Source organism: Pedobacter sp. MC2016-24 (assembly GCF_015223055.1).
GTDB lineage: Bacteria > Bacteroidota > Bacteroidia > Sphingobacteriales > Sphingobacteriaceae > Pedobacter.
On sequence record NZ_JADFBX010000009.1, the window covers coordinates 141514 to 157772 of the forward strand.

The following is a 16259-nucleotide window of genomic DNA, read 5'->3' on the forward strand; positions in this document are numbered from 1 at the left end:
TATTTAAATACATGAAACGAATTAAATCTATATATACCTTTAGCGTTTGCCTTTCGCTTATGGTAAGTCTCGCCTTTATTTGCGGCATTTCTGGATGTAAAGAAAGTGGTTGGGTTGATGAAATTGCTAAAGAAAATACGTTAGTGAATGTGCTGGCCATGAACCAAGATCTAAATGTTCCTTTGCTCTTGGGAAAGGACACAACGCTAACCATATCATCCAGTCCCCAGTCCGCTACCAATGGTAAGTTGCTTTGGAGTAGCTCGGATGAAAGCGTAGCGAAAGTTAGTCAGAATGGTGTCGTAAAAGCCATCGGATTAGGAACTGCGACAGTTACAGCACAATCCACTGACGGAGGTTTGCGTAAAGCGAGCGTAGAGATTACCGTGATAGATAAGGTAATTTATGCCACCAGTATTGTAACAGCTCCTGCGACCTTGAACACTTATCCAAAAGTAAAGACGACGATCACCGCTACGGTATCTCCAGCGAACACCACTTACAAACGATTAACATGGGCGAGTAGTAATCCTGGCGTTGCAACAGTGGACCAGAGTGGAGTTTTGACGGGTTTAGCACCGGGTACAACCAACATTACCGCAAAGCCTGCAGACGGAAGCAGCGTGTTGGCAACAGTTGTTGTTACCGTTATTGATGTAGTCCCTATTCAGTCAATTAACATCAATACTGTATTAAACGATGGAATAGCTGTTGATGAAAGATTGGTAATAGATTATGGAGTATCTCCGGCAGCAGCAACCAAACAGCTCGTTAACTGGACCAGTAACAATACTAACATCGCAACTGTAACTTCAACCGGTATTGTTACTGGTGTAGCCGTAGGACAGGCTGTGATTACCGGAACCAGTACAGATGGTGGCAATGTAACTACTACTTTAACAATTAACGTGATGGAAGGCAAAATCAACGATACCTTTACTGATGGCGTAACTCCAAGATGGGTTGCTTCTTCAACCGGATCTACGGCTGCAGTTCAAAATAACGTGCTTTGGATGACAATGAATAATCCTACCGGACCAAGTCGAAGAGGGGATTTTAGGCGGACAAATACTACCTTAAATATTGGCAAATATCCAGTTATTGCCTTTAAATTCACACGTCCTTTGCCTGTAAATGGTAACGTGTTTTTTGATACTAACCAGGGAAGATGGAAACAGACTACGGGAGGAGGAAACAATGTGATGCCTGCTTTAATAGGTAAAGACGGCCTGACGGTTTATTATGCAGATATGGGCGCAAGTAATACTTTCGGCACAAGTGGCTTTACCCTGCCAACGACAGCAGCCTACACGTTTAGTCAAATTAGTGTAGGTGTCGCTGATATGCCCATAGCACAAAACCCTCTGTCGCCTTATCCTGTGTATTGGATAAAAACATTTAAATCAGTAGCTGAGCTGCAAGCATATATCAATTAATAAGAAAACTAAAATATTTGTTATGATTAAAAATATTATTAAAGTCGCTATTCCTGTTGTGTTTTTGGTTATGGTGGCAATGTCCTGTAAGAAGGACTTTTACAAGCTGGTGAATCCTCAAGCTGAACAAACTAATGAACCGGTTATTACAGGGAAATTAGCGATTGCACATCCGGGAATGCTGCATACGGCAGCAGATTTTACTTTTGTAAAATCAAAGGTTGATGCTGGTCTGGCACCTTGGAAGGATGGCTATGATAAATTGAACAGTAGTACTTTACTAAGTCTAAGCTACACAGCAAGCCCCACGGTAAAACTGATTCGCGGGGGAGGTTCCTTGGAGGAGCCTGAGGCAGATAATTACTCAAATGCTATGCGTGATTCGCATGCGGCGTACCAGATGGGATTAAAATGGAAATTATCTGGTGATGACCGGTACGCAGCTAAAGCAGTAGAAATTTTAAATGCCTGGGCGCGTGTATGCAAGTCGATAAGCGGAGACAGCAATAAGGCGCTTGCCTCGGGTATATATGGTTTGAGTTTTGCCAATGCGGCAGAACTTGTTAGAGGCTATAGTGGCTGGGCAGCTGCTGATTTTAATATCTATAAACAATGGATGCTAGATGTTTTTTATCCTGTAGCCTCAGATTTTCTGCAACGTCATAATGGTACCTGTCCATCCCATTACTGGACAAACTGGGATGCGGCAAATATGTGCGCGTTAATGGCTATAGGAATTTTGACCGATGATAAGACTAAGGTAGAATTTGCCATCACTTATTTTAAAAGGGGCGTAGGCAATGGAAATATTGATAATGCCATAACAGCTACTCACAATGTAAATGGAGAGATACTCGGTCAGGGACAGGAAAGTGGTAGAGATCAGGGCCACGGTGTTTTAGTGATTTCATTGTTGGGTTCATTTTGTCAAATGGCGTACAATGTGGGTGAAGATCTTTTCTCATATAAAAACAATAAATTTTTATCCTTATGTGAGTATACGGCTAAATATAATTATACAGACGCAGGGGGGGCTTTCCCTTATACGGTTCCATTTAGCCCCTATGTAAGATATTTCAATGCAAATTGCGCGAGTTCTGAAACTCTTACCGAGGTTTCTGCAGTATCGCGTGGAGATATCAGACCTTCTTGGGAGCTTGTATATAACCACTATGCGAAGGTAAAAGGGGTCGGTGCTAAATACAGTCAGCTTTTTGCTGAGAAAGTTCGTCCAGAAGGTGGAGGTAGTCAATATGGCCCCAACAGTGGGGGATATGATCAGCTTGGCTTCGGAACTTTAATGTATTCTAAATAAAAGTTTATAAATTCTGCGTATTCGAATGTAGCCATCTGTTGTAAAACAGTATGGCTACATTTATATCCTATACATACTCCCATCTCATGATAAATAAACTATAGCAATGGCAAAAAGATTATCGATACGTGATATTGCTAATGAACTGCAGATATCTAAGACCACCATTTCCTTTATCTTGAACGGTAAGGCAAAAGAGAAGCGGATCAGTGATGAGCTTGCTGAAAAGGTGATGAAACATGTAGCCCAAAGGGCCTATAAGCCCAATCAGCTGGCCAAGAGTTTAAGTACAGGGAAAACCATGATGATCGGTCTGATGGTTGAGAACATCTCCGATTATTTCTTTGCGCAGGTCGCTTATCATATAGAAGAACTGGCCTATCAGCATGGATACCGCATTATTTATTGTAGTACAGATAATGATTTACATAAAACCCAGGAGCTGATCAGTATGTTCAGGGAGCGGCATGTCGATGGTTATATCATTACAGCCCCTGCCGGTCTCGAGAAGGATGTGCAAGGGTTGCTGGACGATGGCCTGCCGGTTGTACTGTTCGACAGGTATTTGAAAGGAGTAGATACCAGTTATGTTATCCTTGATAACTATAAGGCAAGTTATGATGCTACCAAGTATCTGACTGACCAAGGGTTTGAAAATATTGCTTTTGTTGAACTGGATTCTGATCAGAGCCAGATGCATGATCGCAGGGAAGGCTATTTGCAAGCAGTTGCGGATGCTCATCTTGCGCCTCTAATTAAAAAGATCCCCTTCACCAGTGATTTTGACCAAAAAGTAAAAGAGCTGGTAAAGTTTATCAGGAAGAGCGAAGATGTGGATGCTATTTTCTTTGCCACAAATTACCTGGCCTTCAGCGGTATTAAGGCGCTGAACCAGTTGAAAATGCATACCCCGCAGGACGTAGCGATTGTTGCTTTTGACGATCACGAGGTTTTTAATATTTATTCTCCAACGGTAACGGCTGTGGCCCAGCCGATCAAGAAATTGGCACAGCAGTCTATCAATGCTTTATTAAAAATGCTGGATGCTAAAGACGGCACGCAAACTTTAGAAAAAATTGAGGTGGCTGCCGAATTGATCATCAGGGACTCCACAAAAGTGTAAAGGATGAATAAATTATTCGTTTTTTTGAGTATAACTTTCCAATTAAAGTGTCTTAAAAGAAAATAAATAATTACAGATGCTTCTTTTTGAAAAACGATTAATAGTTGGGATAGATATAGGCGGTTCACACATAACCGCAGCTTTAATTGACCTGGAAAAACAATGTGTGCTGGAAGAATCAAGAGTCCGGAGCCGTGTGAATTCTAACGGGCCTGCGGAAGAAATTATCAGTACCTGGGTTGAGGTATTAAGAAAGGTGATATCAGGTGCTCCTAAAGGAGTTTCAGACTTAAGGCTGGCAATGCCTGGTCCGTTTGATTATGAAAGTGGTATTTCATTGATTAAAGGAATGAATAAATATGAATCTCTTTATGGTTTGGACATCAGATCATGCCTGGCCACGCATCTCGCTATTGTCCCTGAAAACATTTTATTTCGTAATGACGCTGAAGCTTTTCTTCATGGAGAGGTTTTTTGCGGAGCGGCCAGGACAAACAATTTGGCAATAGGAATCACACTTGGTACAGGGTTGGGTTCAGCGGTTAGCATAGATGGGATCACAAAAGATGCCTGCCTTGGTGTTTCTGCTTTTAAAGATGGTATAGCGGAAGATTATATCTCTACACGATGGTTTGTGAAACGCTACCATGAGCTGACCGGTAAAAAAATAGATGGAACGGAAGCGCTGGTCAGTTTATATCAGCTTGAACCGGCGGTTAAAACGATATTTGCAGAATTTTCATCCAATTTATCGGTATTTTTAGCGTCATTTATACAGTCCGAACAACCTGAAGTGGTGGTCATCGGAGGGAACATCGCTAAAACACATCCACTGTTTCTGGATGAAGTAAAATATAAGCTTAGCCAGTATGGGTTGACAACTCCGCTTAAAATTGCTGAGCTTTGGGAGTCCGGCGCCCTGCTTGGAGCTGCCTATTATTCCCCGGCTGAAAAAACAATAAGTTGACATGAGGAAATATATATATACCCTTATCATTGCTGCACTGCTCACGAATGTGACTAGCGCACAACTCATCCCTTTGCCCGCTAATTTGCCTAAAACCCATCCCAGGCTGATGACTACTGCGGGTGGTAAACATATCGTGCAGGAACAGATTAAGCACGAAAAATGGGCGCAGGAGGTTTTGAATGGCATAAAAAGCCGAATTGATAAATATGTTGATCAGCACGTTACCGATCCAACCTGGATGCCTTCCAGGTTGATGATGTATTGGAAAAGCAAAGCTACAAATGTCTATATTAAAGGGGGGGTATATTCTCATGCAGATGGAACGGCACCTGTACCAACTGTTCGTTTTGGTAGTAGCAGGGGGCAGGCTAGTGTATACAGCAGACCAAAGCTGGAAGACATCATCCCTTACATGGATGACACCAAAGGCGTTTATTTTCATAACACAAAAAAGGCTGGTATGCCTTTGGAATGGGGTGAACAAGCCAATGCCTCAGGTATAGAAAGCATTAACGAACAGATTATGGGATTGGGGAAAGATGCTGCTTTTATATACTGGCTTTACGGTGATGAAAAGTACGCAAAGTTTGCCTACGCTATTTTTGATACCTATATGATGGGGATGTATTACCGAAATGAGCCTGTTGATTTAAACAACAGCCATGCTCAAACATTGGTTGGTCTATCAACATTTGAAGTCATACAGGAGCGCATTTTAAATGAGCTTGCCTATCTGTATGATTTCCTGTATCCATATGTAAGCTCAAAATATAAGAACAAAACAGATAAATATGAGGTTACATTAAAGAAGTGGATAGACATCACTATTAAAAATGGTGTTCCGCAGAATAACTGGAATTTGCATCAGGCCAAATTTATCCTGAAAGTAGCGATGGTACTGGAGGAAAACAAAAAATATGCAGATGGAAAAGGGCGTGAGTATTATATTGATTATATCCTGAACAAGAACTCCGCTCGTCAATGGTCACTGACCAAATTTATGCAATATGGGTATGATGAAAATACTGGTGTCTGGGCCGAATCACCTGGTTATTCGCAGGGGGTGACCAAAGATCTGACAAATTTTATCCGTGATTATGACAATACCTTTAACCAAAATCTGTTGCCTTACACGCCTGTCATGGTTAAAGCGGTCGAAATGCTGCCGCAATACTTGTTCCCCAACGGACACATTACTGCCTTTGGCGATACCCATTATGGACCGATTTATACAGAAGCTTTTAGCGATATGATCAGGATGGCTCAAAAGTATAAACAAAAAGAAAATGAAACGACGTTTACCAGAATGTATCGTTTGTTCGATCCTAATGCTGCTGAAGGAAAGTTGGTTACGGGTAATCTTGCACCTCAGGTAGCTTCTTTTTTTACCAGCAAGCCGCTGAAGCTGGATAAACAAGTAACATCAGGAAAAATCCGGGATTTCGTTACGCAGACATTTTATGCGCCTAACGTAAGCTGGTTTGTGCAGCGAAGCGGGTATGACGACAAAAAGAACGGCATGATGATTTCCCAGAATGCATCATTCGGGAACCATATGCATGCGAACGGGGTGTCCATAGAATTATATGGAAAAGGCATTGTACAGGGGGCGGAATCGGGTATCGGATCTACCTATTTTCAACCGGATTATAAGGAATACTATTCTCAGTTTCCTGCACACAATACCGTAATGGTAGATGGCATATCCGCTTATCCGGAAATGCTCAGTAATCATGCTTTTGATCTGTTAAGCTGTTACCCGAGGCCGATGCAAAAAGAAGGTTATTATGGAGATATTACATTTTCTGATGTCTACTTTTTAGAACCGGAGAGTAGGAGCGATCAAAATCGTTTCTTAAGTATCGTACGGACTAGTGGATCAACTGGCTATTACGTGGATATTTTTCGTTCAAAGAAACAACGTCAGGGTGATAAATTTCATGATTATTTTTACCACAACCTTGGGCAGGAAATGAAAATAACCGATGTTATCAATCATCCCCTAGCGCTAGAGCCGAGTGAAGAAATGGCTTTTGCAGGTGGACATCTGTTCGCATTAGATTACATGTGGGATAAAAAGTCGATAACTACCGATAAAGATTACAGGGCCGAATGGAAAATAGTCATGCCTGACAGCAACCACGTTTATATGAATCTCTGGATGAAAGGTTACCCGGGAAGGGAAGTGTTTTCCATCAAATCGCCCCCTACCAAGGCCTTCCGGAAAGAAGGAAACGGACTTCCTTATGATGTTGAAAAGGCTCCGTTTTTAACGATCGCCGCACGTCAGCATGGTGAGGCATGGAATCACCCTTTTGTTTCTGTTTTTGAGCCAACCACTGAAAAAGAGGGTAGATCTATTGAATCGATTTCTTCGTTTACACCAGATCATATATCCGCTGATTTTGTAGGCCTCATCGTCAAAAGTAAAACTGGCAGAACGGATTATATTTTCTCATCGCTAAAGGATGAAGTAGTATCATATAAGGACATGTCGGCCAATGCTACTTACGCCTTAGTAACTGAGCAAAATAAAGATTATACGCTTTTCCTCGGAAATGGTATCGAATTGAGGGGAAAGGGCATTTCAATAATTGCCAAAGAAAAGACTTCGGCGGTACTGAGCTATAAAAATGGCGAATATTATTTCACTTGCGAAGCTCCAGTATTGATTACAAATAGTAAAGGGAGAGAATTTAAGTTTGATAAGTTGTCTTACCAAAAAATTGACTTTTGAGAAGAATTTTATTTGAAATAAGTTTGTTAGCTGTTGATGTGAAAAACCGGACTTTTAACAATTCAAAGTCCGGTTTTTTATCAAAAATCTTTTTTTGCTATCTCAGCCTCGTCAAAGTACTTTGTCGATGTAAGCTTCCCTTTACCAATATGGTCATCCTGTCGCGGCAGGCTTGTAACCTTTAAAGAAATTCATATTTAACCTAAAAACCTACTACACATTTTTTAAGTTTAAGAACCAATTGGTAATTCCTGCCTCGAGGCTTCCGGCGCTACATTGCAGTAGAGTTGGAAGATTGGGGAAATTCAAAAGATCGGTGAAAAAAGGATAATAATATAATTTGCAAGTGTTTTGATAAAAACTAAAAGAGGTTGGCAAGTCTTAACTCGCAAGGCTACAGAATAAGATGCTCATTAGTTATATTTTATTTATCATTCTTTATTCCTCTCCAGTGCATTGGATTTTGAATTATGATTTCAATAAATAAATTTCTAAAATTGGTTTAGATCATTTTTTAAATTGATGAAGGATATGTTTTTTATCGATTTCATCTAATTTAGCACTAACTAAATAGAATTATTAATTGGTCGAAAAAAAATGATTTAAAAGCCCGGAAAAATTTGTTGTCATCGCCTTGGAGTTAAGCTAGGTACAATTTTCCCAGGTATGTTTATTCGTCAAGGATGGATACAACGTACAGAACCTGCAGGGAAACATTATTTTACTACTAAAAAAGGTCAGGGAATAATTTACACTACTTAGCCTTGACCTGTCACAAATAAAGTCAGAAGTATTATGAGTTTTATAAAATATTATGGCAACTTTTTTTGCGTATTCCTAATTTTAATTTTGTAAAAGAATTTAACCAGAATCAACTTGGTATGGAAATAAATTTTGACTTCTTCGAAAAAGTATTTTGATTTCAAAGATGTAGATGTTAAAGCGGCAATTATTATGCGTAAATAAGATCATGTACAGCTTGCGATATGGCTGACGGTTGATGATGTGCAGAAAGCTTAGGACGACTCGAATATTAAAGGAATTGAGTTCTTAAGCAAGTCAGTTGAAATCATGAAAGGTTTTTCGGTAGAATTTACTGAGCCATTTCGGTAACAAAATTGTACTTAATGACTATTCATAAATGCCAGATTTGATTTTAAAAAGATAATGTACCCTTTTTTTATCTCATAGTGTTCAAATATGTTTTAAACATATTTGAACACCTTTTATAAAGTTTAGCCAAAGTATGGTATCTAATCTTACTGTTTTTTATTTTTGTATTTAGCTAAAATACCTTCTAGGTAGGTAGTTGTAACTGCCGATACCTTGTTTTTCTTTGCCTCGGAAAGAGATTTATTTGCATATAATACTGCCTGTCTTAAATCTCCCGCATTATAAAAACAACGTCCGGTAAGGTCATAAATGATGAGGAAATTTTCATCAGCAGGAGCTTTCTCACTAACTTTAATTAATACTTCTGCTCCGTAAACATAACTAGATTTAGAACGCTCCTTTGATTGTGCGATTAAACTTCCCAGGTTGGAGATGAACTGGTAATTATAATGATTTTCCATGCATCTTTTTTTGCTTAGCTCGATAGCCTTATTTTGGTCCAAATAAAGTAGTGACTCAATCTGAGTATAAACAAGATCATTTTTTTCTGATTCGTTATTGGTGACTATAGAATGACTTTTTTGGTATGCTTCAGCATATTTTCCATTCCGATTATCATTGATCACGTCCTGAATGCTTAGACTTTGCTTTTCTTGCGATTTTATATCTTGGATGCATGCTTTTATCTCTTCATGATTGAAACAATAGCCTGCAACAAAACCACCTCTATCTATAACCATCGTTGTCGGAAAACCATTTATGCCGTAAAGGGTTCTGAAATCCGACGTGGAAGGCTTCAGTCCGGTAGGATCGAAAAGAAATTTAAAATCAAACTTATTGGCATTATCTTTTACAAACCTTGTGAAATTTTCTTTTTTATCAGCACTGCAAATGGCCAGCATAACGACATCATCTTTGTTTTCTTTATAAAGTGAATTTATCATAGGCATTCCAGCAATACATGGTGAGCACCATGTTGCCCAGACATCAAGCACAATTATTTTGCCCTTATAGTCCGCTAGGTTTATTTTTTTATCTTGCCCATCCTGAAATGAAACGTTGGGAGCAATTTGCCCTATTTTTATATTTCTTGTATCTACTAATGGAAAATTCGATTTTTTTTGTGCTGTTGCAATCGAATAGCCTGAAACAATAAGTATTAAAAGTAATAATGTGATTTTTTTTATTTTTTTCATGGATATTTGATTTTTTTAGTTGACTTTTTGTAGTTTTTTAAATGTAGAACGAGTTATTGCAAACCTTAATTGTGGTCTATTTCAGTTGCTGTTAGCTCACTAATTTTTCTGTCAAGAAGTTCTCCAAATAAATTTTTAGACACGACCTTGCCTTCTTTGTCAATAAGAAGATTTGCGGGGATGCCAAGGATGTCGTATAATTTAGCGGCTTCGTTTTTTTGTTTCAAATCACATAATTGTGTCCAGGGTAGGTTATCCTGATGGACGGCTCTTAACCAGTTGTTTTTATTTGTGTCCAAAGAGATACTTAAAATTGTAAATCCCTTGTCTTTGTACTTATGATACACCTTCAGCATGTTAGGGTTTTCTTCACGACAGGGTTTACACCAACTTGCCCAGAAATCAATTAAAATATACTTTCCCCGGTAAGATGACAATGAGATCAGACGTCCGATACTGTCCGGTTGGCTGAAATTTGGTGCAATTTGTCCTATTGCAGTTTTTAAGGCAATAGATAACCTTGATTTAAATTCAAGTCCCGGGCTGCTGTTTTTTATGCTGTCTGAAAGTAACTTATAGACAAAGCTCGCCTGCTCTGGATCGTCAAAATTATCACCACTGATCCTCTGTAATAACTTCATTGCTATTGGTGACGATGGATTTTTTTTAATGTAAGCGATGTATACTTCAGTGTACATCTTAATCTGAGTCGTCTTGAGTTGTATTTCAATATCGCTTTTTCTTACAGGGTCACTCTGCATTACCGCTGCTGTATGCAGCCTAACCAGGCTATCTAGCTTCTTTCTGTATTTGATTGAACGTTGATCGACTTTTGCATATTCAATTTTTTTAAACAAATCCTGTCCTGCACTTGAAGCTTTAAGTGTACTTGACAATTTCTCGAAAAGAGGGAGAGCCTTATAAATATTTGTTTGACCGTTATATAGGAGATAAGCATTTTTGATACTGAGAGGGACGTTATCATAATTGACCGTACCCGTAGTGTCACTTTTTCTCTTCTGAACATATTTTTTTAGCGCATATACAGCGATCCGGGAAGATGGGTTTTTTCTTACAAATTCTCCATTAAGTTCATTAACTACACTATCTGGATAACCGGATAATGTCTTCTGGGTGATCATAGAATTCAGCGATTCGTAATCTTTTTGAGCAGCCGATCCGCTTACCTTTAAATTGCTGAACTTATCTTTATGAATGATGCGGAAGTTCCCCTTCTCTAGAAAGATGAACAAAACTTCATTTGCATCATCTGGTTTTGCTTTTATTCCTGTGTATATTGGTAAGATGTTAAATTGGGTAGGCCCATTTAGTTTCCCCCTAATGGTATAGCTTCCGTTAACAACAGCAACCTTATAAAAGGTATTGTTATCTTCCATATCCTTCAGGTAGACCGCAGATGGTTTGTTTTTTAAGGTGTTTAAAGAGCCTTGTAATACAAAATCTTGTTGTGCAATAGTGATGGCCGGGAAGGCCATCACTAGTAGATAAATTAAGCTTTTAAGTTTCATGTTTTTCATTGGTATCCTAAATTTTGTCCAAGATTTGTATTCAACTTGATGTCAGCGGCTGGAATCGGATACAGTTGGTCATTTGATTGCCAGTTGCTGCCCTTTAGACTTCCTAGGATATCGTCAGCTCTTGTCTTATCGCTACTGGTTAAGCTAAGAGTTCTTTTCAAATCAAGCCAGCGATGGCCCCATTCTCCAAAAAGTTCAACTCTTCTTTCTTTTTCTACAGCTGCCAGGCACTGGTTCATGTTCATCCCTGCCGAAATTAAACCGGAAAGGCCGGCTCTGATACGCACAACATTCAAATCGCTGACTGCTCCGTCAATGTTATTCTGATGAGCTCTGGCTTCTGCTCTGATCAAATATTGTTCTGCCAGGCGCAATGGTGTGTGGTACTCCATGGGAGTAGTTTGTGTATAGGAGTTCGACTGATATTTAAAGGGGTAATAATATGTCTTACCACCTATAACAGTCTGTGACAGCCATGTGGTTTTTCTGAGATCTGAGTTCTCAAAAGCACTGAAGAGTTGATCTGATACGAAATAATACAGTTGACCAAATGAGTATATTAGGATGAGCTCCTGTGGATTTTTGTAATAGGATACAGGTTCAATTTGCCATATCGATTCTTTACTATTTATTAGAAAAACACTGTTTAGCGTTTCTAATGGTTTATTGTATAGCTGTGAGTTACTGATTACCAGCGTTGCTTTGGTCTCAGCATCTGTCCAATTTTGTTGATACAAATTTACCCTTGCCATCAGCGCTGAGGCCGCCCATTTGTTCGCTCTTTTATTTCCGGATGAATAGCTTGGAGGTAGCAAACTTTGTGCGTCAGTTAAATCTTGTATAATTTGTTGATAAACTGCTGCCTGTGCAGTCCTTCCAATTGTAGCGTATTGTTGCCAATTGTTAACAGTAAGCATAGGTACTTCTCCAAAAAGGTTCGTTAAGTAGAAATAAGCGTAAGCCCTTAGGAATTTAGACTCACCGAGGAATTGGTTTTTGCTGGACGGAGTCAAGCTTGTTGAAGCCGATAATCCGTCAATACAGGCATTTGCTGCGGCAACTACACTATAGGCGGAATTCCAAATTGATTGTGTATATGTATTATCCGTTGCTATGTTGTTATTCATCAACTGCGTATATGCGTCAGTAGGGTTGTATCTGTTAAGCTCATCGGCGCTTAAGCCTGCATATGCAGACAGATTCCCGGTCAATAGAGATCCTGAATTTAACGAGGAATAGATACCTAGTACTGCTGAGTTAGCACTTGCATCATCTTTGTAAACGAGGCTGGATTCGACTTTGTTTATTGGTCCGGGTATTTCCGTGAATTTGTTACATCCGGTGTTAAAAAAGATAAATATAGCACTTAACACCAAGACCATCAGGTGTGATTTTTTAGATTTCATATAAATTTTTTTATAAGTTTAATTGAAAACCTGCGGTGTAAATACTTGGTGCAGGAAAATTATTATTAGATAGGTATGGATTTGTAGGATCGTAGCCTTTAAATGGCGAAACTGTAAATAGGTTTTGGCAATTGATGTATATGCGCATTCCTTTAAGATGAGTTTTTTCCAACAACTGTTTTTTTAAGGCATAGGACAGCGACACATTCTGGAGTCTTATATAGGAGGCATCATTAATCTGTGCATCAGATTGCTGATAGTTAAATACGTCAGCACCAGAGGATGTAGTGAATTTGCGTACATTGGTAATGTCTCCTGCTTTTTGCCACCTACTCAAAACTGTTACGGGTTGGTTTCTTGCATCTCCGGCTAATCCATTAGTAAGTGAATAGGTGCCTTTTTGTTTCGCATAAGAGAATATCATACTCAGGTGCCAGTTTTTAAGGGTTAGATTCTGTGTCATTCCTCCCGAAAATTTAGGGGTTAGATCCAGATTATACTGGTCATCTATATTCAGAATGCCATCTCCTGTTTTGTCTTCAAATGTATACAAGCCTGTTTTAGCATCTACACCAGTATAATGGTAAACCTTTTTAATGTTTAGTGGAAGGCCGACAACATATTGACTGTTGTAAGAGGTGAGCGCTATGCCTGGGAAGGACAAAAGTTTATTTTTGTTTATTCCCATATTTATGTTCATAACCCATTGAAAATCTTTCTTTTTAAGAATGTTTGTTTGCAAAGTAAATTCCCATCCTTTATTTTCAATAACTGCAGGTAAGTTTTGTATAATCGGGAAAAGTCCAATATAGCCTGGGAATGGATAACTAACCAGCTGGTTACCACCTCGCTCTTCATACCAGTCGACCGTTAGAAATAGTCGGTCCTTAAATAAACCTAATTCTACTCCAGCAGCAGATTTTTTGTTTATCTGCCATTTGAAACCTGGATTGTAGGCTTGATTTTGCGAAAGCGTAGTTGTATTGTCGTAGATACTTGATGTTGAGTATAAAGAAAGGTATTGATAATCGTTGGAAGTAGGGCTACCAGTAGATCCATAACTAGCTCTTAATTTACCAAAACTTATAAATGGCATCGTATTTTTAATAAAGTTCTCTTCAGAAAACAGCCATGCTGCACCCAATGATCCGAAATTTCCCCATTGGTCTCCGGCGGCGAAACGGGATGATGCATCCCTACGTCCTGCAATGTTCAGTACGTATTTTCTGTTCCAGTTGTAGTTAATCCTGGCGAAATATCCTTGAAAACGATATTGAGAATAATTTGTAGTCGTGAACAGGGAACTTGCTGCACCCTGATTTTCCAAAAGGTTTTCATTGACGTAGCCAGATCCTGTAAGTGATGAGCCGTTTACGGTGCTCTCTGTAAGGGTTCCTCCGGCCGTAACTTCCATCTCTCCTTTTGCTATGCTACGTCTGTATTCCAGCCTTGGCTCGATGATCCAGTTTTTTACGGTGTTGTTGCCATACTGAGCCTGAGAGGCTGTTGCCGGTGCCCCAGAATATTGTGTAGAACCTGGGTATGCGCCAAATTGTGTCATAGCGGTATTGGAATAACCCATACTTGCTGTCGCATTTAGTCCTTTTATAATATTATAATTCAGTACAACGTTTGAAGAGAAGTTGTTGGTATTGGCATTATATTTTTGAAATAGTGTGGTGAAACTATAAGGAAAACTAGATCCCCATTGACTAAAGTTAAGCTTACCATTTGAGTCCAAAATATCCGGACCATTTGGCGGTAGATAGTATTGGTAAAAGCTTCCTGAAGGAGTTGTTTCGTTCGTGTTAGAATAATTGAGTATGATGTTTGAGGTAAATCTTTTGTCCGCAGAGCTGTGATTCAGGGCAAGAGAGCCGGAGATCCTTTGGCTGTTATAGTTGTTAGGCATTCCCGATGGAACTGGAATTCCATCACGGTGGTAAGCTCCATTGAAGCGGAAATTGGTTAGCGCATTTCCGCCCTGATAACCGATTTCAGCATCTGAACTTACCGATCTTGCACCAAGCACTTTCTGCCAGTTTACATTGCGTGTAGTATCATAATTAAATAGGTCAGGGGCATTAGATGCTGAGGGGGGGATGCCACTATTTTTGAACGCCTCTCTGCGCATTTCCATATATTGTTTTGTACTGAGCAGCTCAATTGTCTTTGGACGCGCGGTTATGCCTGTGTATGCATTAATAGTTAGACCGCTCTGAGAAGATTTCCCTTTCTTTGTTGTAATCAGGATAACTCCATTTCCGCCTCTTGATCCATAAATTGCCGTACCGTCTGCATCTTTTAGCACGTCAATGCTTTGAATATCATTTGGATTGATACCAAAAAATGGATTTTGTCCACTATTTGCACCGAAAATATTATTTTGATTCAATCCAACACGATTGATGTCACCATAGCTGGTAGGAAGTGGAACACCGTCTACAATCACCAAAGGATTACTAGGGGTTGTAGAACTTCCGAAAAAGTCTTTTTTACCCCGTATGTTGATATCAAACCTGCCACTTGCATATCCGTTATTCTGAACTACTGATAGTCCAGGTACTAAGCCCTGCAGTGCTTGGATCACATTTGTAACCGGTTGCTGCGCGATTTGCTCCGCGGAAACACTTGTCATTTGTCCAGTATTGAAACGTTTGGTTGTAGTTCCGTATCCAATAATTACAGTTTCATCTAGCTTTGTGATGTCTTGTTCCAGTTGAACGTTTAAAATGTTTCTACCATTTATGGCAATTTCTTTTGTTTTGTAGCCGACAGAGAAGAAAGTTATTTTATTATTGGGTTCTGTTACAAGTTCGTATGTTCCTTCACTGGTTGTTATTGTCGCCTGTTTTGTTCCCTTAACCATAACGGTTACACCAGGCATGCCTTGTCCATTTTGATCTGTTACTTTCCCCCTGACTGAGATAAGTTGCTGATTTTGTTTTGTACGCGCAATAACGATTAGATTGTCATCAACAACTTTGAAAGAGAACCCGGTATTTCTCAGTATTTCGTCTAAAACTACTGATATTTTAGTTTCCTTGAACTGTGCATCTACTAGCATCGAAGCAGGAAATATATTTGGACTGTAAACAAATTTATAAGGTGATTTGTGTTCTATCTGTGCAAGCACGCGGCTTAATGGGAACTTTTTTACACTCACGTCAATTCGTTCATCCTGGGAATAAACTTTCGCCGAAAGCTGCATACATGTGATAACTAAAATCGCGAATGATAGCTTCATTATGAATAATGTGTTACTTAGGGCCGCAAGACAAAGTCGTACGCACCGTTTGGTTTTTTTTTGCATATTTACAAAGGGTTTAATAAGTTGATATTAAGCAGGCAGCAACGCCAATTGAACACCTGCTTGATTGGATTAAATCTGATAGGGGGAGTACACTGTATTCCTCCTTTCTTTG

9 protein-coding genes are annotated in these 16259 nt (G+C 39.4%); 5 read left to right on the forward strand and 4 right to left on the reverse strand.

Annotation, left to right across the window (positions count from 1 at the left end; translation table 11 throughout):
• Positions 1 to 11 precede the first annotated feature (11 nt).
• From IM797_RS19570 to IM797_RS19590, 5 genes are all read left to right on the forward strand, one after another.
• Entirely contained in the window at positions 12 to 1436 is a 1425-nt protein-coding gene (locus IM797_RS19570) for a DUF4979 domain-containing protein (RefSeq protein WP_194128861.1), read from the forward strand.
• 22 nt (positions 1437 to 1458) lie between these two features.
• The gene (locus IM797_RS19575; protein ID WP_228098971.1) at positions 1459 to 2751 is read left to right on the forward strand and encodes an alginate lyase family protein; all 1293 of its coding nucleotides are present in this window, start codon (positions 1459 to 1461) and stop codon (positions 2749 to 2751) included.
• A 106-nt stretch (positions 2752 to 2857) separates the two neighbouring features.
• Positions 2858 to 3874, forward strand: a complete 1017-nt coding sequence (locus IM797_RS19580; protein WP_194128862.1) for a LacI family DNA-binding transcriptional regulator — start codon at positions 2858 to 2860, stop codon at positions 3872 to 3874.
• A gap of 76 nt (positions 3875 to 3950) precedes the next feature.
• Positions 3951 to 4841 carry an ROK family protein gene (locus tag IM797_RS19585; RefSeq protein WP_194128863.1) on the forward strand — a complete coding sequence of 297 codons (891 nt, stop codon included), beginning with the start codon at positions 3951 to 3953 and terminating at the stop codon, positions 4839 to 4841.
• Between the two features lies 1 nt (position 4842).
• Positions 4843 to 7581, forward strand: a complete 2739-nt coding sequence (locus IM797_RS19590; RefSeq protein WP_194128864.1) for a heparinase II/III family protein — start codon at positions 4843 to 4845, stop codon at positions 7579 to 7581.
• Between the two features lie 1259 nt (positions 7582 to 8840).
• Here IM797_RS19590 and IM797_RS19595 read toward each other — a convergent pair.
• The 4 genes from IM797_RS19595 to IM797_RS19610 all read right to left on the reverse strand — a co-directional run bounded on the left by IM797_RS19595 (position 8841) and on the right by IM797_RS19610 (position 16081).
• On the reverse strand, positions 8841 to 9890 hold the full coding sequence (locus tag IM797_RS19595) for a TlpA disulfide reductase family protein (protein ID WP_194128865.1): 1050 nt from the start codon (positions 9888 to 9890) through the stop codon (positions 8841 to 8843).
• Positions 9891 to 9955: 65 nt separating this feature from the next.
• Positions 9956 to 11419, reverse strand: coding sequence for a TlpA disulfide reductase family protein (locus tag IM797_RS19600; protein ID WP_194128866.1), 1464 nt, complete (start codon positions 11417 to 11419; stop codon positions 9956 to 9958).
• Positions 11420 to 11424: 5 nt separating this feature from the next.
• On the reverse strand, positions 11425 to 12834 hold the full coding sequence (locus IM797_RS19605; RefSeq protein ID WP_194128867.1) for a RagB/SusD family nutrient uptake outer membrane protein: 1410 nt from the start codon (positions 12832 to 12834) through the stop codon (positions 11425 to 11427).
• 10 nt (positions 12835 to 12844) lie between these two features.
• Complete coding sequence (locus tag IM797_RS19610; protein WP_194128868.1) at positions 12845 to 16081, reverse strand: SusC/RagA family TonB-linked outer membrane protein; 3237 nt, start codon at positions 16079 to 16081, stop codon at positions 12845 to 12847.
• Positions 16082 to 16259: the final 178 nt, after the last annotated feature.